At 66.9% G+C, this 20,158-nt stretch carries 14 protein-coding genes; 5 read left to right on the forward strand and 9 right to left on the reverse strand.

The window, feature by feature from the left end; translation table 11 throughout:
- Window positions 1–208 precede the first annotated feature (208 nt).
- On the reverse strand, window positions 209–2,587 hold the full coding sequence (locus ABH900_RS01030; protein WP_429620439.1) for an autotransporter outer membrane beta-barrel domain-containing protein: 2,379 nt from the start codon (window positions 2,585–2,587) through the stop codon (window positions 209–211).
- 350 nt (window positions 2,588–2,937) lie between these two features.
- Here ABH900_RS01030 and ABH900_RS01035 point away from each other — a divergent pair, with 350 nt between their 5' ends.
- Complete coding sequence (locus ABH900_RS01035; RefSeq protein ID WP_429620440.1) at window positions 2,938–5,289, forward strand: GH92 family glycosyl hydrolase; 2,352 nt, start codon at window positions 2,938–2,940, stop codon at window positions 5,287–5,289.
- Window positions 5,290–5,357: 68 nt separating this feature from the next.
- Here ABH900_RS01035 and ABH900_RS01040 read toward each other — a convergent pair whose 3' ends face one another.
- Window positions 5,358–6,737, reverse strand: coding sequence for a sensor histidine kinase (locus tag ABH900_RS01040; protein WP_429620442.1), 1,380 nt, complete (start codon window positions 6,735–6,737; stop codon window positions 5,358–5,360).
- Window positions 6,730–7,404: a response regulator gene (locus ABH900_RS01045; RefSeq protein WP_429620444.1), complete on the reverse strand. Its 675-nt coding sequence runs from the start codon at window positions 7,402–7,404 to the stop codon at window positions 6,730–6,732. The genes ABH900_RS01040 and ABH900_RS01045 overlap by 8 nt, the downstream gene beginning before the upstream one ends.
- A gap of 62 nt (window positions 7,405–7,466) precedes the next feature.
- Here ABH900_RS01045 and ABH900_RS01050 point away from each other — a divergent pair, with 62 nt between their 5' ends.
- Genes ABH900_RS01050 through ABH900_RS01060 form a run of 3 tightly spaced genes read left to right on the forward strand, consistent with a single transcriptional unit; the run spans window position 7,467 to window position 12,957 of the window.
- Complete coding sequence (locus ABH900_RS01050) at window positions 7,467–8,714, forward strand: TolC family protein (RefSeq protein ID WP_429620446.1); 1,248 nt, start codon at window positions 7,467–7,469, stop codon at window positions 8,712–8,714.
- Window positions 8,711–9,883: an efflux RND transporter periplasmic adaptor subunit gene (locus tag ABH900_RS01055; RefSeq protein ID WP_429620448.1), complete on the forward strand. Its 1,173-nt coding sequence runs from the start codon at window positions 8,711–8,713 to the stop codon at window positions 9,881–9,883. The genes ABH900_RS01050 and ABH900_RS01055 overlap by 4 nt, the downstream gene beginning before the upstream one ends.
- Window positions 9,880–12,957, forward strand: coding sequence for an efflux RND transporter permease subunit (locus ABH900_RS01060; RefSeq protein ID WP_429620450.1), 3,078 nt, complete (start codon window positions 9,880–9,882; stop codon window positions 12,955–12,957). Before ABH900_RS01055 ends, ABH900_RS01060 begins: the two co-directional genes overlap by 4 nt.
- Window positions 12,958–13,020: 63 nt before the next feature.
- On the opposite strand, the gene ABH900_RS01065 is transcribed toward ABH900_RS01060, so the two are convergent.
- From ABH900_RS01065 to ABH900_RS01085, 5 genes are all read right to left on the reverse strand, one after another.
- Window positions 13,021–14,385, reverse strand: coding sequence for a heavy metal sensor histidine kinase (locus ABH900_RS01065; protein ID WP_429620452.1), 1,365 nt, complete (start codon window positions 14,383–14,385; stop codon window positions 13,021–13,023).
- The gene (locus ABH900_RS01070) at window positions 14,382–15,080 is read right to left on the reverse strand and encodes a heavy metal response regulator transcription factor (RefSeq protein WP_429620454.1); all 699 of its coding nucleotides are present in this window, start codon (window positions 15,078–15,080) and stop codon (window positions 14,382–14,384) included. Before ABH900_RS01070 ends, ABH900_RS01065 begins: the two co-directional genes overlap by 4 nt.
- Window positions 15,081–15,125: 45 nt before the next feature.
- A complete protein-coding gene (gene copD / locus ABH900_RS01075) occupies window positions 15,126–16,010 on the reverse strand; it encodes a copper homeostasis membrane protein CopD (protein WP_429620456.1) in 885 nt (294 codons plus the stop codon).
- Window positions 16,011–16,020: 10 nt separating this feature from the next.
- Complete coding sequence (copC, locus tag ABH900_RS01080) at window positions 16,021–16,398, reverse strand: copper homeostasis periplasmic binding protein CopC (RefSeq protein WP_429620459.1); 378 nt, start codon at window positions 16,396–16,398, stop codon at window positions 16,021–16,023.
- Between the two features lie 71 nt (window positions 16,399–16,469).
- Window positions 16,470–17,303 (reverse strand): helix-turn-helix transcriptional regulator, encoded by an 834-nt coding sequence (locus tag ABH900_RS01085; protein WP_429620461.1) that lies wholly within the window; start codon window positions 17,301–17,303, stop codon window positions 16,470–16,472.
- Window positions 17,304–17,433: 130 nt separating this feature from the next.
- Between ABH900_RS01085 and ABH900_RS01090 the strand changes: the two genes are divergently transcribed.
- Window positions 17,434–19,623 (forward strand): TonB-dependent receptor, encoded by a 2,190-nt coding sequence (locus ABH900_RS01090; RefSeq protein ID WP_429620463.1) that lies wholly within the window; start codon window positions 17,434–17,436, stop codon window positions 19,621–19,623.
- Between the two features lie 39 nt (window positions 19,624–19,662).
- On the opposite strand, the gene ABH900_RS01095 is transcribed toward ABH900_RS01090, so the two are convergent.
- Window positions 19,663–20,139: a MerC domain-containing protein gene (locus ABH900_RS01095; RefSeq protein WP_429620465.1), complete on the reverse strand. Its 477-nt coding sequence runs from the start codon at window positions 20,137–20,139 to the stop codon at window positions 19,663–19,665.
- Between the last annotated feature and the right edge of the window lie 19 nt (window positions 20,140–20,158).

The following is a 20,158-nucleotide window of genomic DNA, read 5'->3' on the forward strand; positions in this document are numbered from 1 at the left end:
ACGTGGAGCGCTCATTGATGGTTTCTGCCAAACAGGCAGAATCGAAAGATCTCATCACTCACCACGACAGATTTCGGTAAAAACATGTCAGGCGCGACCATCCCTGTCGCGCCTTCTACGCAGTGGCCGGGAACTCCTGTTCGCCAGCCACACCTCTCGCCCCCAGATCAACCCGCAATCGAAGCGACCACGGGTTGAAGGCGACCGATTACCAGCTGTAACTGACACCCACCTGAGCGGTGGTCTGGTGATAGCCACTGGCGCGCTGCAACGACAGCCCACCCCAGGCACCGATGCCGTTGGCGAACTTCACCGACGCGCCGCCGCTGAACTCACCACGGCTGCGCGGCACACGGGCATCGGCCACTTCGTCGTTCATGCGGATCTGCGAATCGTTGCGGTTGTGCAGCCAGTTCGCAGCCAGGTACGGCTGCACCTCGGCGGCGCCGTTGCCCCAGCGGGTCACGCCGGACAGGCGCAGGCCCGCGCGCCCGAACAGGCCGTTGGCATCGTCGTTGGCGACCGTGGTGCCATTCACCTCGGTGTGGCGGCTGTCGCTGAAGCGGTTGTAGCCCACCTGCAGCTGCGGCTCCAGGAAGATGCCGCCGTTGCTGGCACCGCCCAAGCGGAACGCATAGCCGGTTTCCACCGCACCCTGCCAGGCACGGCTGTCGTAGCGCTCCTCGGCCAGGCCGATGCCCTGCACGCGGTTGCGGAACTGCGCACGCTGCACCGAGCCGTCCACGTAGAAGCCGGCATACGGGTCGGCACCATTGCCGCCACGCCAGGTGCCGTACAGGCCCAACGCTTCGCCCTTCACCTTGCCGCGTGCGTAGTAGTTGGTCACCTCGTTGGTGGAGGTGCTGCTGGCGTTGCCGGTGGACAGCATCACGCCTGCACTGCTGCCGTTGTCGGCGCGCCACAGATCGGCACCCACGGTCAGCGCCTGGCTGTTGCCGCGGATGTCGAGCTGGCGGCTGATGGCATCGAAGCCATTGCGCGTACCGTCCACGCGCGCCCAGGCACGGCCGCTGTTCTGGCCGGCATGGCGTTCGTGGTAGCCCAGGCGGAACATGTTCTGCGCGGCGTGCAGGTTGGCCAGGTAGGCGCCGACTTCCGGGCGCAGCAACGGCACCGGATCAATCGGGTCCACCGGGTCGACTGGATCCACCGGCTTGATCGGGTCGACCGGATCGATCGGCTTGCACTCCGGCAGGCCGGGATTGATGGCGCACGCATCACCGCCTTCCGGCAGCTGCGAACGCAGGTACCAGTTGCCATCGGTACCGGTGCCCTTGTGCAGGAAGTACTCGTACTGGCCACCCACGGCGCGGCCGGCCAGGGTGTACTGGCCATTGGAGGCGCCGCCGACCTGGATCAGCTCGATGCCCTGGGTGGTCTGCGCACCGGCACCGCCGATGTTGTTCACGCGCACGTTCGCGCTGCCGCTGGTATCGCCGCCGACAATCAGCTTGTCGGTGGCCGCGTCATCGCCGGCCAGCACGGTGTTGAAGGTCAGCAGCCCGCCGTAGCTGGCGAAATTGCCGGCCACGTTGAGGGTGTGGAACGCCGAGCCGTCGCCCAGTGCGATCTCGCCGCCGCTGCCCAGCGACAGCGCGCCAGTGCTGCTGTTACCGGTGAGCTGCCAACGGCCGTTGTCCACCGCCATCGAGGTGATGTTCTGGGTGGTGCCGAGCAGCGTGGCGTTGTTGGTCAGGTTCACATCGACGGTACTGCCGGCGGTGTTGACGATGTTGCCGGTGAGGATGGCGTTGTCGATGGTGAAGCCGACCTTGGCGGCGGCAGCGGAAACTTCCAGCAGGTTGCCGTTGCTGCCGATCAGCTGTGCGCCGTTGCGGGCGGTGAACTGGATGTCCGCGTCGTTCGAACCTCGCCGGGGCCCAACCTTCAGGGCGGCCCCCGCAGTACCTTCGACGCGCGAAGCATCGATCACAACCGTGGATGCAATCGTGAGTCTGTCAGACATGGCATAGATGCCATTCTTCTCACCCTTGATAGCGCTCCCGTTGCCCACCAGGATCTCAGCGCCTTCGAATGCGACGATGGCGTTACCGGTGAATACTTCGTTGGTCCCCGTGCTGGCACGCGCAAGGACCTGAGTGCGATCAAGGTTCAATACACTGCGCTGTCCAGGCGCCGATGAGCTGACACTGATGCCAATGCCCTGGCCGGTGATCTGGCTGTTGCTGATGTTGGCGTTGGACATCGGAAGTCCGTTTGAAGCCGCGATTGCAACGGCTCTTCCCCCATTGTTTGTCAACGTGGAATTAGACATCGTCAACGCGCTATTCTGCAGGTTGATGCCCGCTACGGTGCCAATGGTAGTGGTGGTGATATCAGCTCCGGAAAGCGCGATCTGCGACTGATTGTTCGCGGCAAGCTCCAGCGTTCTTCCACCGGAATTGACAGTCAACTGGGCATTGTTGAGCGACCACACCTCCGGCACATCACCCGGCTGCACGGTTGCGGACTGCCCAGGGTTCAGCACACCGGCATACACCGGAACAGCCAGGGCAAGGGAACTGACCACGGCCAGCGCGAGGGTACGACGAACTGCGATCTTCATGACGGAACTCCTGTGGGGACCAGACTTCAGGAAAGGGACCGCATTCACTTCGTCGGCGTGAATCAGGCGCGCAGAGGGGGTGAAGGCAAAGTGATAGCGGCGGGTTTCGTGACCCCCGGCACAGCAAAATGTGAATTGGGTCGCCCCTCGACATGAATGGTCGGGACTGACTTTGCTGCGCCGCAATGGGCTCGGCGCACAGTCTTCCGATCCGGGGCGCGTCGAGCCATGCAATAAGTTGCAGATGAAACAGGACAACTTTTGTCGTGTTTGGAACCGTTCAGCTGCAGCGCAGCATGCCGCTACGCTAGGCCGGTGCTAGCATCCGGTCACCATCTGAATCGATCCAAATGCCGATGCCCAGGTTGCACCGTCGTCTCCTGATCGCTGTCGCCGCTACCGCCATGCTTGCCTCCGGTGCGGCCCTGGCGGCACTGCCGAAATCCGCCGCCGAACGCGCCTACGCATCGGTCGATCCGTTCATCGGCACCGGTGGCGAGGGCCACACCTATCCTGGCGCGACGGTGCCGTTCGGTATGGTCCAGCTCAGCCCGGACACGCGCATCCAGCCGCGCGAGAAGGCCTATGGCTGGGCCGCCGGCTATCGCTACGACGATCGCAGCATCGTCGGCTTCTCACATACGCACTTTTCCGGCACCGGCCATTCCGATCTGGGCGACATTCTGGTGATGCCGTTCACCGGCACGCCGGGTCTGGAACGCGGCGATCCGGAGAAACCCCGCAGCGGCTACGCCTCGCGCTTTCGCCACGACGACGAGAAGGCCGAGCCGGGTTACTACGCGGTCACCCTGGACGACTACAAGGTGCGTGCCGAACTGACCACCAGTGCGCGCGTGGGTGTGCACCGCTATGCCTTCCCCAAGGGCACCGATGCCAAGGTGCTGCTGGACATGCGTACCAGCATGTACGACTACCCGGGCAAGATCCTGTGGTCGCGGGTGCGCGTGCGTGCCGATGGCACCATCACCGGCTTCCGCGAGACCCGTGGCTGGGCAGCGGGCCGCCAGCTGTATTTCGCAATGCGCTTCTCGCGCCCGCTGGCCGGCCACGAACTGCACAACACCGAGCAGGACATCGTCTACAAGGGCTTCCCGCCGCCGGGCGAGAAAGACCCGGCACAGCGTGCGCAGATCGAGGGCCGGCAGCTGGTTGGTACCTTCAACTTCGGCAAGCTGGACGCACCGCTGGTGGTGAAGGTAGCGATCTCGCCGGTCAGCGAGGCCGGTGCCATCGCCAACCTCGATGCCGAAGTGGCCGACTTCGATTTCGACCGCGTGCGCGCGCAGGCGAAGCAGGAGTGGACGCAGGCGCTGTCGGTGCTTGATATCGACGCCCCGGAACACGCCCGCCGCAGTGCCTATACCGCGCTGTACCACACGATGCTGGGGCCAACGCTGTTCATGGACGCCGACGGCCAGTACCGCGGCTCGGACAATGCCGTGCATCAGGCAAAGGGCTACACCAACTATTCAACGTTCTCGCTGTGGGATACCTACCGGGCGCTGCACCCGTTGCTGACCCTGGTGCAGCCGGAAAAGCGCAACAGCGACTTCATCAATTCGATGCTGGCCCACCATGAGCACAGCCCCTACGGCATGCTGCCGGTGTGGTCGTTCCACGGCCTGGAAGACTGGTGCATGATCGGCTACCACGCAGTGCCGGTGATCGCCGATGCCTATGTGAAGGGCATCCGTGGTTTCGATGCCGACAAGGCGCTGAAGGCAATGGTCGAGACGGCGAACTACGGCCCGTATGACGGCATCGCGCAGTACCGCGAACTGGGTTACGTGCCCATCGACGAGGAAGGCGAGGCCGCCAGCAAGACGCTGGAATACGCCTTCGATGACTGGACCATCGCGCGCATGGCGCAGGCCATGGGCAAGACCGATGTGGCGGCGACCTTCGACAAGCGCGCCGGCAACTGGCGCAACGCCTTCGACAAGGACACCGGCTTCATGCGCGCACGCAAGCGCGATGGCAGTTTCCGTACGCCGTTCGACCCCAGCGCCAGCGGCTATGGCACCGACTACACCGAAGGCAATGCCTGGCAGTACTCGTGGTACGTGCCGCAGGATGTGGCAGGCCTTGCCGCCGCGCATGGTGGCAGCGACAAACTGCTCGCGCGGCTGGACGATGTGTTCAATGCCAAGGTCGATCCGTCGATCTTCGCGCACATGGAAGACATCACCGGCCTGATTGGCTGGTATGCACACGGCAACGAACCCAGCCACCACGTGGCGTATCTGTATTCGTACGCCGGGCAGCCGTGGCGCACGCAGGCGCGCCTGAAGCAGATCATGGATACCCAGTACGCCGACCGCCCCGATGGCCTGGCCGGCAATGACGACGTGGGCCAGATGTCGGCGTGGTATGTGTTCACCGCGCTGGGTTTCTACCCGGTAGCGCCGGGCTCGGGCGAGTACATCCTGGGCCGCCCGTTCCTGCCGAAGACCGCAATGCGGCTGCCCAACGGCAAGAGCTTCACCATCGTGGCCGACGGGCTGGATGACGCACACACCTATGTGGGCAGCGTGAGCTTGAACGGCAAGCCGCTGCAGCGCACCTTCCTGCGCCATGATGAGATCCTGGCCGGCGGCGAATTGCGTTTCAGCATGCAGGCCGAGCCGAACAAGGACTGGCCGGGGCAGGGCGCGCAGGCACCGTATTCGATGAGCCGGTGACACGAACCTGGTAGATGCCGACCTTGGTCGGCATGCGGAACATCAACGGCGCCAACCAAGGTTGGCCTCTACCCGAGGCGAAACTGCAATCCCACGCGTGCGCCGCCGATGGGGGCGGTGTCGATCATCAACGCGGCACCATGCCGCTGCGCGATCTCGGCCACGATCGCCAGCCCCAATCCACACCCGTCGCCTTCGCTGCTGGCCCTGTAGAAGCGTTCCGTGACGCGGCTGCGTTCGGCGTTGGCGATGCCGGGGCCGTTGTCGTCCACCCACACCTGCACGCCGCCTGCGTCCTGTTGCAGGCCCAGGGTGATCACACCGCGCACGGCGCCGTAGCGCAGCGCGTTGTCCAGCAGATTGCCCAGCGCCTCGCGCAGCAGCTGCGGGTCGCCCTGCACCGGCACACCGTCATCCGGGCCGTCGTAACCGAGGTCCACCCCTGCGGCCAACGCGCGATCTGCGTAGCGTTCCACCACGCCACGCGCCAACGCGGCCAGGTCCACGGCCTGCAGGGACAGCGCGCTGCCCTGCGGATCTTCGGAGCGGCTGAGCACCAGCAGCTGATTCACCAGGTGTTGCAGCCGCGCCAGCCCGGCCAACGTGCCGGACAACGCCAGCTGCTGGGCCTGCGGATCGTGCTGGCGCAGTGAACTCTCCAGTTCCACCTGCATCGCTGCCAGCGGTGTACGCAGCTGGTGCGCGGCATTGCTGACGAAACGCCGCTGTGCGCCCTGCATCGCGTCCAGCCGTTGCAGCAGGGCGTTGTAGGCCTCCACCGCCGGCCACAGTTCGCGCGGTGCTTCCTGTGCAGGGTCCAGTGGCGCCAATGGATCAGGACGTGGGCTGGCCAGTCGTCGCGCGACCTGGTTGGCATGGCGCGCGGCGGCGCCGGTGCCCGACCAGGCCAGCCACGCGGCCAGCGCCAGGATCGCGGCCTGGAACGGAATGCTGGTCATCAATAGCTTGCGTTCCAGCCGATGGCGTTTGCGCAGTGTTTCGGCCACGCGCAGCCGGATATCGTGGCCCGGGCCGGCGCTGATCATCACTTCCACCATGCGCACGGCCTGGCCACGCAGGCGTGCATCGTAGTAGACCGCGTCGTTGCCATCCGCGGCGACCGCTGGGCGCGGCAACGCCTCGGGCAGATCGCCATACAGCCGCGCGCCCTCGGCATCGACCACCTCGCCATGCACCTCGTCGGCGGTGTCCCAGGTGAACATGCGCGAGACCGCCGGGGTGATCTCGAGGGAGACGCGGTCGTCCTGCACCTTCACCAGCTCGGACAGCGACATCGCCGAATCCAGCAACCAGCGGTCGTAGACCTGGCCGGCATAGAAGCGGGCCAGCGCGAACGAACCAATCGCGCTGCACAGCATCAGCACCAGCAGCGGCAGCCACAGGCGGCGCAGCAGCAGGCCGCGCAGGCTGTGCACGCGCTCAGTCACCGCCGGCCTCCAGCCGGTAGCCGAGACCGCGCAGCATGCGGATGCCCACGCCCGCCCGTGCTTGTTCCAGCTTGCGGCGCAGGCGGCTGACATGCACCTCGATCACCGACAGGTTGGCGTCGTGGTCCCAGCTGTACAGCGCATCGAACAGCCGCTGCTTGGTGACGGTGCGGCCAGGGTGCTGCATCAGGGCTTCGATCAGCGCCAGCTCGCGTGCGGTCAGTTCGATGCGCTGGCCGTCCACCTGCACTTCGTTGCGGATGCTGTCGAAGCACAGCCGGCCCAGCCGTTTCTGTGCCGGTGCATCGCTGCGTCGGCGTGACAGTGCACGCAACCGCGCTTCCAGCTCGCCCAGGGCAAAGGGTTTGGCGAGGTAGTCATCGCCACCACGGTCCAGCCCAAGAATGCGGTCTTCCACACCATCGCGTGCGGTCAGGATCAACACCGGCAGGGTGACGCCATCGTTGCGCAGCCGGGACAGCAGATCCAGGCCGTCGACATCGGGCAGCGACAGATCCAGCACCATCACGTCGTACGGCGCACTGGCCAGTGCTGCAGGCGCATGCAATCCGCGCGACAGGTGGTCGCACAAATGGCCCGCGCCCTGCAGGGCGCGGATCAGCCCATCGGCCAGGGCGGCGTCGTCTTCGATCAGCAGGATTCGCATTGCAAGCTTCGTGCAAGGTTGGGGCAAGTTTGGCGCAAGTGCGTCACCTTACCTTGACGTGCATGAATTTCTCCCTTCATGTTGCGGCCGTGCTGGCCGCCCTCGTGTGCGCACCGTCCGCATCGGCGCTGTCGTTGCAGGATGCCCAGCGTGCAATGGAAGCTCACAACCCGGACCTGCGCGCGGCAGCGCTGGAGCTGCGCGGGGTGCAGGGCGATGCACAGACCGCAGCACTGCGGCCAGCGGCAGAGCTTTCGATCGGTAGCAGCAAGATCAGCCCCAAGCATGGCATCGGCCCGGGCCGCTGGCAGGACAAGCGGGTGGACAGCACGCTGGGCCTGGGCTGGACCTGGGAACGCGGTGGCAAGCGAGCGCTGCGCGTCCGCCAGGCCGATGCATTGCTGGAGGTGGCTGGGCTGGAGATGCTCGATACCCGTCGTCGCCAGCAGGTGGCGCTGCACGAAGCCTATTTCGGGCTGAAGGGGGCACAGGAGCGGGCGCAGATTGCCGATGCCAACCGGCAGAGTTCGGCCGAGCAGATGGCCGCGGCTGACAAGCAGGTTGCAACCGGGGCGATGGCGCCGGTGGATCGCGCGCGCCTGGCGGTGGACGATCTGGCGGTGGCCGACGCCGCACGCGAGGCGGCACTGGACCTGCGCGACGCGCGGCATGCGCTGGGCCTGCTGCTGGGCCGCGATGACAGTCACGATCTCAGCGCTGACGATGCGTGGCCGCAGGCATCCGACATCCCCGCTGCGCGGCCGTTCGACCCGCAACAGCGCGCCGACCTGCGGGCCGCGCATTCGCGCCTGACCGCTGCCGATGCCGGTGTGGCGCTGGCGCGCAGCGAACGCCACCGCGACATTCAGCTGGGCGTGGAAGCCGAGCGTGAGCCGACCGATATCAGCGGTGTCACCTGGGGGGTGTCGTTGACGATCCCGTTGGGTGGCCCCTCGCGTGCGCGCGGCGCGATCCAGCGTGCCGAAGCCGACCGTGACAGCGCCGCGCTGGAGCTGCAGGTGCTGCAGCGCGAAGCGCGTGCCGAGCTGGACCAGCTGCAGGCCAGTGCGCACGCGGCCGCGCAGCGCCGCACCGATTATGAAGGGTTGCATGCCGACGCCGCGCGCAAGGCGGTGCAGGGCATCGAGCTGGCCTACCGCCGCGGTGCTGCCAGCCTGACCGACCTGCTGGATGCGCGCCGTAGCTGGCGCGACTTCGAGGCTGCGCTGATCGAAGCGCGCGCCGACCATGCCATTGCCCTGGCGCGCTGGGAAGCGGCCACATCCGTTGCTGAAGGAGAATCCCGATGAAGTCCACCGTCGCCCATCGCCTGCGGGCGCGACATGCCGTGCTGCCGGCGTTGCTGGCGCTGGTCCTGCTGAGTGGGTGCGGCCGTGAGCCGGCGTCCTATACCGAGGACGCGCCGCAGGTCAGTGCCGGGCAGATCCAGTTTCCCGCTGACAGCCGCCAGCTGGACGTGCTGCGCAGCGAGGCGGTGACCGCTGGCGCCAGCGCCAGCCTGCAGCTGCCGGGGCGGGTGGTCTGGGACGAAACCCGCTCCAGCGCTTTGCGCACGCCGCTGCCGGGGCAGGTGGCGCGGATCGAGGCGCAGCCGGGCCAGCAGGTGAAGGCCGGCCAGGTGATCGCGTGGATCACCTCGCCGGAGTTCGGCCAGGCGCAGGCCGAGGGCGCGCGTGGTCGTGCCGAACTGCAACAGGCACGAAAAGAGCTGGACCGCACCCGTGAACTGCATGCTGCGGGCGTGGCGTCCGGCCGTGAGCTGGATGAGGCCGAGGCCACCTTCGCCGGCAGCCAGGCCGATCATGCGCGCGCGACCGCCTTTGCCAAGGCCTATGGCAATGGCCAGCACGTCGATCAGCGCCTGCCGCTGCGCGCGCCCATCGACGGCGTGCTGGTGGAACGGCGGATGAGCCCGGGCATGTCGGTCAGCCCGGACAGCGAACAGCCGTTGGCGGTGATCGGCGATCCGGATCGCCTGTGGCTGTTGCTGGACATTCCCGAGAGTCTGGCGGGACGGCTGAAGGCTGGCATGCAGGTGAGCGTGCCCGGCGCCGAGGGACAGCCGCTGCAGGAGACCCTGCAGCACGTGGATGATTTCGTCGACAGCGAACGCCGCGTGGTACAGGCGCGCGCCGAGCTGGACAACCGTGCGCGCAGCTTCAAGGCCGGGCAGTACGTACGCGCACAGGTGGCGTTGCCAGCCGAAGGCGGCGTATCGCTGCCCGATGCGGCGGTGCTGCTGATCGACGGCAAGCAGGTGGTGTTCGTCGAGGAAGGCAAGGGCCGTTTCGTGCGCCATGCCGTGCATGCCGAGGAGTTGGGCGATGGCCGCCTGTGGGTGCGCGACGGCCTGGCCGCCGGCAGCCGGGTGGTGGTTGAAGGCGGGCTGTTGCTGCAGCAGCTGGTGGACAGCGCACCGGTCGCGGCCACTGCCGGCACGGGGCACACCGCGCCATGATCGATCGCCTGATTGCCTATTGCCTGCGCCAGCCACTGATGGTGATGCTGGCGCTGCTGCTGTTCATTGGCGCGGGTATCGCCGCGTTCCGGGTGTTGCCGGTGGAAGCTTTTCCGGACGTGTCCGATACCCAGGTGACGGTGGTATCGCTGCACCCGGGTCGTGCCGCCGAGGAAGTGGAACGTGAGGTGACGATGCCACTGGAGGTGGCGCTGTCCGGCATCCCGCATTCGGCACGGGTGTTCTCGCATACGCAGTTCGGTTTGTCGATGATCATCCTGACCTTCGATGACAAGGCCGACGACTACTTCGCGCGCCAGCAGGTACTGGAGCGCCTGCAGGGCGTGGAATTGCCAGAAGGGGTGACGCCGGAGCTGGAGGCGATGAGCTCTGCGGTGGGGGAGATCTACCGCTATGTGCTGAAGGCCCCGCACATGACGTCCACCCAGTTGCGCACCACCCAGGAGTGGGTGATGGAGCGCAGCCTGCGCACGGTGCCTGGGGTGGCCAATGTGGTCAGCTTTGGCGGCTTCGCCCGGACGTTCCAGGTCAAGCCGGACCTGGACAAGCTGCGCGACCGCGGCATCAGCCTCGGTGAGTTCGCCGAGGCGCTGGAGAAGGGCAGTTCCAATGCCGGTGGCGGCTACGTGGAACGTGGCCAGCAGCAGTTCCTGATCCGTGGCGTGGGCCTGATGCGCACGCCGGCCGACATTGGCAACGTGGTGGTGGCCCAGCGCGGTGGCACGCCGGTGCTGGTACGTGATCTGGCGGGTATCGCCGATACCGGATTGCCACGGCAGGGCCTGGTTGGGCAGGACGACAACGACGATGCGGTGTTCGGCATGGTGCTGATGCGCAAGGGCGAGAACCCGTCCGATGTGCTCGATGCGCTGCACGCGCGCATTGCCGAGATCCAGGCCAACCAGCTGCCGGCAGGGGTCAGCATCGAACCGTTCTACGACCGTTCGTGGCTGGTCTCGACCACGCTGAAGACGGTGTTCCGCAACCTGCTGGAAGGCGCGGTGCTGGTATTCCTGGTGCTGTGGCTGTTCCTGTACAACGCCCGTGCGGCGCTGATCGTGGCGGCGATGATGCCGTTGGCGCTGCTGTCGACGTTCCTGGGCCTGCACCTGTGGGGCGTGCCCGCCAATCTGCTGTCGTTGGGCGCAATGGATTTCGGCATCATCATCGATGGCGCGGTGATCGTGACCGAGCACATCGTCTCGCGACTATCGAAGCTGCCGCCCAACGCCGACAGGAAGACACGCTTCTCGACCATCCTTTCGGCCGCATCCGAGGTGGGCCGGCCGACGTTCTTCTCGATGATGATCATCATCGCCGCACACATCCCGATCTTCACCCTGCAGCGCCAGGAAGGCCGCATGTTCGCGCCGATGGCCTATTCGGTAACGTCGGCGTTGATCGGTGCGTTGATCCTGGCGCTGACCGTGGTGCCGCTGTTCTGCTACTGGTGGTTGCGCCGCGACCGCATGCGCGATGGCAATCCGCTGATGGACCGCCTGACCGGCTGGTACAAGCCGGTACTGGAGCGTGCCCTGGCGCGTCCGCGTGCGGTGGTGCTGACCGCAGTGGCGTTGCTGGTCGGCACGCTGGCACTGGGGACCCGGCTGGGTTCGGAGTTCCTGCCCGAGCTGGACGAGGGATCGATCTGGCTGACCGCCACGCTCGACCCCAGCACCAGCCTGGCCGAGGCACAGCAGCAGTCGCGGCGTATCCGCGAGCTGGTCGGCACCTTCCCGCAGGTCTCGACCGTGGTGGCCAAGCTCGGGCGCCCGGAAGACGGCTCCGATGCCAAGGGGGCCAACCAGATCGAGGCGCTGGTGGCGTTGAAGCCGGAGAAGGAATGGCCGAAGGGTGTGGACAAGCGGCAGTTGATAAGCGACCTGCAGCGTACGCTGGAGCAGCGTATTCCCGGGCCGGAGTTCTCGATCTCGCAGCCGGTGCGCGACAACATCCTGGAGAGCATTTCGCAGATCAAGGGCCAGGTGGTGATCAAGGTCAGTGGTGCGGATCTGGATGTGCTGAACCAGCATGCGCAGGCGATCCTGGGCCAGGTGCGCGGCGTGGAGGGCGTGGAGAGTGCCTTCATCGACCGCGATGGTTCGCTGCCGCAGTTGCAGATCGAGATCGACCGCGATCGTGCCGCACGTTATGGCCTGAACGTGCGCGACATCGACGAGGTGATCGAGACCGCGCTGGGTGGACGCCAGGTCGGCGAGCTGTGGGAGGGTGACCGCAGGTTCCCGATCACGCTGCGCCTGGATGATGCCGACCGCGACCTGCAGCGACTGCGCACGGTGCCGGTGGGCATCGGCGACGGCCACACGGTGACGCTGTCCGACGTGGCCGACTTCCGCATGGCCAGCGGCGCGATCAACATCTCGCGCGAGAACGCACAACGGGTGAAGGCGGTCAGCATCTTCATCGCCGGGCGGGACATGGGCAGCGTGGTGGCTGACATGCGCAAGCGCGTGGATGCCAGCGTGCAGTTGCCCGAGGGCTACCGACTGGAATGGTCCGGTGAGTTCGAGAACCAGCAGCGTGCGATGAAGCGGCTGGGTTGGGTGATCCCGTTGTCGGTGCTGCTGATCTTCGTGCTGCTGTTTGATGCCTTCAAGGACATCAGCAGTGCGGCGTTGATCCTGGCCAACGTGCCGTTGGCGATGATCGGCGGCATCCTCGCCTTGTGGCTGACCGGCATTCCGCTGTCGGTGTCGGCGGCGATTGGTTTCATTGCGTTGTTCGGGCAAGCGGTGCTGAACGGGGTGGTGATGCTCAGTCGTTTTGCCCAGCTGCGCGAGCAGGGCATGGACCTGCTGCAGTCAGTGGTGCAAGGCTCGCTGCAGCGCCTGCGCACGGTGTTGATGACCGCGTTGCTGGCGATGTTCGGCCTGCTGCCGATGGCCACCTCGCATGCGATCGGTGCCGAGACCCAGAAGCCGCTGGCGGTGGTGGTGATCGGTGGCCTGCTGTCGGCGATGCTGCTGACCCTGTTGGTGCTGCCGACGCTGTACTACTGGGTGCACCGACGCCGCGAAGCTCGCGCCGGGTGACCGGCACCGTAGATCCACGCCATGCGTGGATGGGGCATGCCGCAGCCGAACAAGGGCTCGGCTCTACGGTCGCGTGCGCGGCAGCACCAGCTCGAACGTGGTGCCGGTGGGCTCGGAAACCACGCTCACCGTACCGCCGTGCGCCTGTGCGATGGCGCGGGTGATCGCCAATCCCAGCCCGGCGCCGTCATGGCGGCTACGTTCGCCACGGTAGAAGCGGTCGAACAGGCGTGGCAGCAGCTCGGGGGCAATCGGCGTGCCGGTGTTGTGCACGCTGATCCTGCAGACACCATCAGCTTCAGCCAGGCGTACCCGAACCTCGCTCCCGGTCGTGGCGTGTTTCAACGCATTGGACAGCAGGTTGGCAATGGCACGATGCAGCATCAGCCGGTTGCCGTCGATCCGCGCCGCGCCCTCGCGGCGCAGGGTCAGTTGCCGATCCTCGGCCAGCAGCTCATAGAACTCCAGCAGCGAATCCACCACGGCATCCAGTGCCACTGGCTCGCGTGAGGGCAGGGCACCCGGCGCTTCGGCCTGTGCCAGGTAAAGCAGATCGCCGACGATCTGTGCCAGCCGCTGCAGTTCCTCCGCGCAGGACACCAGCGTCTCGCGGTAGGCCTCGTTGCTGCGCGGGTGTGCCAGCACCACCTGCACCTGGGTAAGCATGTTGGTGATCGGTGTGCGCAGTTCGTGGGCGAGGTCTCCGGAGAATTCGGTCAGCCGCGCAAAGTCCTGCTGCAGGCGTGCCAGCATGCCGTTCAGGGTCTGCGCCAGCTGTTCCAGCTCGGCCGGCGCACTGCGTGCATTCAACCGCCGCTGCAGGCGGCCGGCGGTGATCTGCCGGGCCTCATCGGCCAGCGTGCGCAGCGGCCGCAGCGTGCGTCGCACCACGTAGCCGCCAAGCAGGCTGCTGGCGACGGCCGCTGCAATGATCGCGATCGCCAGCAGATGGCGGAAGCGTTGCAGGAAGGCGGCGTGGCGGTCGTCATCGATCGCCAGCAGGGTGATCAGCTGGCTGCCGTCGGCCAGCGCCTGGCGCAGGTGCAGGGCATGCATGCAACGGCCATCGGCGAGGATCCAGTCATGCCGGCGGGGCGTGCTGTCGATGGGCTGCAGGCGTGCATGTGCGCGCAGCAGCGCCGGTGCGGTGGAAAACAGCACGCTGCCGCGATCATCGATGATATGGAAGGCGATATCCGGATGGTGGCTGAGTGCCTCGCGCAGGCGCAAAGCACGTCCGTCGGCGGGGCCGTTGCCTGCCAGGTCGCTGATCAGTGCGACCTTGTTCTCAAGCTCGATGAAGTCCTGCGCCACCAGATCGTGGCGGGCACTGAGATAGATCGCCACGCCCAGCGCCGCCAGCACCAGCGTCGCCACCGTGGCGAACAGCAGTGTCAGCCGCACCGCGATGGAACGGCGCAGGCTCATCCGTCGCGCGCAGCGCTGTCCTCCGGCGCCTCCAGCACGTAACCCATGCCGCGCACGGTGATGATCAGCTTGTCGTCGAAGTCATCGTCGATCTTCGCGCGCAGGCGCCGGATCGCCACATCGATGACATTGGTGTCGCTGTCGAAATTCATGTCCCACACCTGCGAGGCGATCAGCGAACGCGGCAGCACTTCACCACGGCGGCGTGCCAACAGCTCCAGCAGGGTGTACTCCTTCTGGCTGAGGGGGATGCGTTGGCCGCCGCGTTCCACGCGCCGGCGCAGGGTGTCCACCACCAGATCGGCGATGACGATGCGCTCGGCCTGGGGGATGGCCTGGCCACGCCGCAGCAACGTGCGCACGCGCGCCAGCAGCTCGGCGAAGGCGAAGGGTTTGCCGAGGTAGTCGTCGGCACCCAGCTCCAGGCCCTGCACCCGGTCGGCGATGCTGCTGCGGGCGGTCAGGAACAGCACCGGCACCTGCCAGCCGGCCGCGCGCAACCGTGACAGCACGTTCCAGCCGTCCATACCGGGCAGCATCACATCCAGGATGACCAGCTGGTAGTCCCCGCTGCCGGCCAGATGCAGTCCGTCGATGCCATTGCAGGCCAGGTCGACGACATAGCCGGCCTCCATCAGGCCCTGGCGCAGGTAGTTGCCGGTCTTGGGCTCGTCTTCAACGATCAGCAGTTTCATGGTGCACCCATCATCGCAGCTTGCGCGCGGGCTGGCTGGGGCCGCTCATGCCAGCGGGTCCAGGGTGCCAAGCACGGCAACACAGGCCAGCACCAGCAGCGCCAGCACCGACTCACAGGCCAGGCTGTGGCGCAGCGAGCGCAGCGGACGCGGCTGCCATCCCCCACGGATGGACGTGGCCAACGCTGGCACCAGGCGCCAGCGATGCAGCCCGGCCAACCCCAGCATGCCGCCCACCAGCGCCAGCTTGAACAGCAGCCAGCGCCCGTGTGCGGTTCCGGTCAGGGTCTGCAGCGAGCCGCCCAGGTCGACATAAGTGTAGGTGCCGGTCATGGCCAATGTGGCGACGATGACCGTGCCGGGCACGGCGAAGCCGTGGGCAGCCTGCCATAGCTCAAGGGTGCGCTCGCGCAGACCCAGGCCCTGTGGGCGCAGCGCCAACTGCACGATGGCGGCGATGGCACCTACCCAGGCGCCGGCGGCCAACAGATGCGCGAAGCCGGCGCCGAGGCGCAGCATGCCGCGCAGCCCATCGCCGGCGGCGGCGTGCCCGTTCCAGGAAAGACTGGCCAACGCGATGGCGGAGAGCAACAACAGCAGGAGACGGCGCAGACCGCGCAGCGGGCGGGACGAGGCCAGCAGCGGCAGCATCGCCAGCACCGCCAGCAGCCGCAGCAGGCCGGCTTCGCCAACCGGCGTGCCGGTAAGGAACCAATAGGCCGTGCCGCGATCGATGCCGGAGGGCGGTACGCCGAGCACGCTGGACAATCGGGCGACGGCATCGGTGATGACCAGCGCCAGTGCCGTGCCGGTGAGCGCCAGCCAGGCACCTCGCTGCAGCGGCGGGCGTGCGAACAGCGTGCGCCCGAACAGCAGCATCAACACCACGTACAGCCCCAGTCGCAACGCATACGGCAACAGCTCGGCCACGGCGGCAGCCTTACTTCACGGTGAAACGGTAGGTGCCGGTGATCGGGTGGCTGTCCTGGCCGACCGCACGCCATTGCAGCGCGTAGTCGCCGGCGGCCAGTGGCTTGGCCAGGCGCGCACGCAGGCTGCGGCCGTCCTCGGAAATGTCCTGTGCGGCGGTGGGCACGGCCATCTTCATGCGGCCATGGTCCATGCTCAGTTCGATGCGGGTGACGCGCGGCATCACGCGTTCACTGAACTGCAGTTCGATCTGGCTGGCCGGGGCCACGGTGGCATCGGCGGCCGGTGTGGCGCGTACCAGGCTGGGGTGGGCCATGGCCAGCGGTGCAGCGGCCACGCCACACAGCAGCAGGGCGAGCGGGGCGGGACGGAGCAGGGAGCGGATCATGGGCGGAACACCGGTGGCGGAAGTGACCTTCAGGGTGGACGGCGGCGCCTTTCGCCGCCCTGACCCGGACATTACCGATCTGTCAGGTTCGACGGTGAGCAGCCCAGCACCCGCCGGAAGGCCGCGCTGAACTTGCTGGGGTTGGCATAGCCTGTGGCCAGCGCGACCTCGGTGACGCTGCGGCCCTGCGTGAGTTGCACACGTGCCCACTGCATCCGGCGCTGGGTCAGGAAGGCATAGGGCGGCAGGCCGGTGGCTGCGCGCAGCGCGCGGCTGAAGGTTGACGGTTCCATCTGCAGCGCAGCGGCCAACTGCGCGACGTTCAGTGGAAGCTCGCGCTGCGCATCGATGTAATCCTCCAGCTGCTGCAGCCGGCGGGCCGACAGTGCCGGTGCGGTACCGGGCTCGGCGCCACGCTGCTCTGCAAGGTGTTCCAGGCGGTGCAGGAGCACCTGCGCACCGTGCTGCAGGAAGCCGGGCAGGCAGACATCGGCCTGCGCGCTGCACCACAGCGCCTGCAGTACCGACGCGACCACCGGGTCGCGGTGCAGCCTTGCCGCCAGCGGTTGCAGCCGCTGTGTCTCATGCGGATGCAGGCGGGTATCGATGGCAATGCCGAGCACCTCGACCGGCGGGCTGGCGTAGGTGCCCAGATCGCCAGGCAGGACCAGGTTGAACTGGCCCGGTCGCCAGGGGGCCTGCAGCTGGCCACAGAGGGTGTGCTGCTGCAAACGCCCGCCTCCGGCCATCGCCATGCCCAGGCGGAGCTGGTGCACATGCCCCATCTCGCCTTCGCTGGCACCGAAGCGATGGCGCAGTATGACCACCGCGCCATCGTCGCTGGCGTGGGCGGACGGGACCTGCGGGGCGGTTTCCTGTAGCAGCTGGTCGGCGAGGGCGGGCATCACGGATCCGGAAATGGAGCGGCGCTGCCGGAAATGGAGTGGCGGCGACCTGTGAATGTTACAAAATAACACTCTTGTCCCGCGCCGCCGCCGCCCGCGCGCCCGCCACTCCCGTCTGTCGAGGTTCCCGTTGAAGTCGTCCACGCCCGCTGCCGCTCTCGTCGCGGCCTCCCTGCTCATTCCCGCCCTGTCCGCCCATGCGCAGCAGGCCGACCCGGCCACACTCGACCGCGTGCGGGTCACCGGCTCCAAACGCGATACGCCTTACCTGAAGAGCGATCTGTCGGTGACGGTACTCGATCGGCAGGCGCTGAAGGAGGCCGGCGTCACCGAGTTCCGTGACCTGGACAAGCTGGCACCGAACGTGAAGTTCAATGCGATGGGCCAGCTGAGCAACATGTTCATCTCCATTCGCGGCATCGAATCCAATCCGTTCCTGGTCAACCGTGCCTCGGTCTACATCGACGGCATTCCGTTCCGCGAGCTGAGCAACGCGGTGCTCAACCAGGTCGAATCGGTGGAGGTGCTGCGCGGGCCGCAGGGCACGCTGTACGGCGCCAACAGCGAATCGGGCCTGGTACTGGTGCGTACGCGCGGGCCGGCCGATGCGCGCGAAGGCGAGGTCAATGTGCGCGGCACCTGGTTTGGCAATGGCAGCGGTGCCGCGGTGGACGGCTTCCTGGCAGGCCCATTGAACCAGGCGGGCAGCCTGTCCGGCTCGGTGGCGTTCATGGGCTCGCAGGAAGACGCCTACCTGAAGAACCTCACCCCCTCCGGCGCGCGTGGCAAGGTGGGCGAGGGCTATCTGCAGGGCAAGCTGCGCTGGCGGCCCAGCGATTATGTTTCGGTGAATGCGCTGGGCTACCACCTGCGCACCCGTGCGCCCGGTATGTTCGAGTACGAGTATCTGCCGCTGGACACAGGCCTGTACAACCGCACCTATGGTGCCTCGCTCAACGGCGGCCGGCGTGCCGATGACTTCACCTACATCAACGATGCGCCCAAGCGTACCGAGAAGGACGAAACGGTGGCCGGCCTGAGTGCGCAATGGCAGCTGCAAGCCGGCACGCTGGACGTGGCCGCGTCCTGGCGTGGCGAAGAGGTGACCTCGGCGGGCTATGACTTCGACATGACTGCCAGCCCGGCGCTGGCGGGCCGCATCTACGACAGGAAACACGAATGGACGGCCGAGGCGCGCTTCAGTTCGCCCAGCGACCAGGCCCTGACCTGGATGGCCGGCGTTTCCACCTACCGCAACCACAAGGATTCGATCCTCGGTACCTTCGTCGGCCCGGCGCTGAGTGGGCTGGACAGCTACCACCTGGCGCCGCGGCAGACCTCCAAGGGCGAGGACTATAGTGTATTTGCCACCGCCAGCTATACCTTCCCCGCGCTGCCGGAACTGACCGCCAGCGCCGGCCTGCGCCATGAGCAGGCGCGGCGCTCGACCGAGCAGCGTGCCGGTGCGCTGGACCTGGGCGCCGGCGGTCGCGTGCTGTATCGCGATGCCGCGCTGGCACACACCTTCCAGGCCACGCTGCCACGGGTGTCGCTGCGCTACGACGCCAGTGACGATCTGTCGTTCTACGCAGCCTCGGCCAAGGGCTACATTCCGGGCGGCTTCAACCTGGCCGCCGCGCAGAGCGAGGTGGTCAACGACAAGGTGCTGCGCTATGAATCCGAGCGCATGTGGAGCCACGAACTGGGGTTCAAGATGAACCTGGCGGGTGGGCGTGGCCACATCGGCGGCGCGCTCTTCCACATCACCTCGGACAACTGGCAGGAGATCCAGGTGGCGACCGACGCCAACGGCCGGCCGATCTCGTCGGACTATGTGGGTTCGGATGCGTCGATCCGCTCGCGCGGCGCCGAGCTGGAGGGCGTGTTCGAGCTGATGCCCGGCTTCACCGTGATGGCGAACGTGGGCTACGTCGATGCGAAGTACACCCGGTTGTGGGTGAGTGTGGACCAGAATCTGGACGGCAACCGGGTCAAGCTGACCCCGCATTACACCGGCTACCTGGCCGCGCGCTACCAGTTCGCCTCCGGCGTGTATGCGCGGCTCGAATCACAGTTCACCGGCGCCAGCGCGCTGGACGAGCGCAACCGCGCGTTCCAGCCGGCGGTGGCGGTGTTGGGGGCACAGCTGGGCTATGAGACCGGTCCGTGGAGCGCGCGGGTGTTCGTGCAGAACCTGACCAACAAGCGCCGTATCAACGGCCTGATCTTCGACAACCTGGCGTTTGGTCGCGATGGCAATTACTACGGCCCGGTGGACAGCCCACGCATCGTCGGCGCCGAGCTGGGCTACCGCTTCTGAAGCGCACCCGGCGATACACCCGCCGGGCACGGGCCGGCGCTACCCGGCCCGGCGCAGGGCCCGCCGATTGCGGATGTGCGCGCAGGCCAACAACACCCCGCCGGCGGCGGTGGCCACGCCATGCCAGAGCAGCGATTCCTTCAGCGGCAGATACAGCGACGCCGACAGCAACAGAGTGGCGCCGGCGCAGGCCAACTGCACCGGCATCCGGTGGCCATGCCGCCAGCATCCGGCCGCCGTGCTGGCCAGCGCCAGCGTCGAGGCCAGCAGCGCAAACAGCCATTCCCAGCGCGACATCAGCAGCAGTGCGGTCATCACTCCATGGCCGGGGTGCTGGAACGAACGCAGCGCCATCATCGCCGCGGGAACGAAGGCCAGCAGCAGCGGCAGGGCCACGCAGTGGGCGGCGCATGCCAGTGACAGCCACGCACCGGCGAGATCGAAACGGGGGTGCCAGCGTGCCGAAACGGGCGGCTGGGCCGGGGCCCTTGCGGGCAACGAGGGAATATGGTCCATAATGTTACATAGTAACAAT

The organism is Stenotrophomonas sp. AN71, assembly GCF_050435725.1.
Classification (GTDB): Bacteria; Pseudomonadota; Gammaproteobacteria; order Xanthomonadales; family Xanthomonadaceae; genus Stenotrophomonas.

Coding starts and splice junctions, on each gene's coding strand:
- ABH900_RS01050 (WP_429620446.1), top strand. CDS start 7,467: ATGAATTTCTCCCTTCATGTTGCGGCCGTGCTGGCCGCCCTCGTGTGC.
- copC (WP_429620459.1), bottom strand. CDS start 16,398: ATGATCCGCTCCCTGCTCCGTCCCGCCCCGCTCGCCCTGCTGCTGTGT.
- ABH900_RS01085 (WP_429620461.1), bottom strand. CDS start 17,303: ATGCCCGCCCTCGCCGACCAGCTGCTACAGGAAACCGCCCCGCAGGTC.
- ABH900_RS01060 (WP_429620450.1), top strand. CDS start 9,880: ATGATCGATCGCCTGATTGCCTATTGCCTGCGCCAGCCACTGATGGTG.
- ABH900_RS01030 (WP_429620439.1), bottom strand. CDS start 2,587: ATGAAGATCGCAGTTCGTCGTACCCTCGCGCTGGCCGTGGTCAGTTCC.
- ABH900_RS01055 (WP_429620448.1), top strand. CDS start 8,711: ATGAAGTCCACCGTCGCCCATCGCCTGCGGGCGCGACATGCCGTGCTG.
- ABH900_RS01070 (WP_429620454.1), bottom strand. CDS start 15,080: ATGAAACTGCTGATCGTTGAAGACGAGCCCAAGACCGGCAACTACCTG.
- ABH900_RS01095 (WP_429620465.1), bottom strand. CDS start 20,139: ATGGACCATATTCCCTCGTTGCCCGCAAGGGCCCCGGCCCAGCCGCCC.
- ABH900_RS01065 (WP_429620452.1), bottom strand. CDS start 14,385: ATGAGCCTGCGCCGTTCCATCGCGGTGCGGCTGACACTGCTGTTCGCC.
- ABH900_RS01045 (WP_429620444.1), bottom strand. CDS start 7,404: ATGCGAATCCTGCTGATCGAAGACGACGCCGCCCTGGCCGATGGGCTG.
- ABH900_RS01035 (WP_429620440.1), top strand. CDS start 2,938: ATGCCGATGCCCAGGTTGCACCGTCGTCTCCTGATCGCTGTCGCCGCT.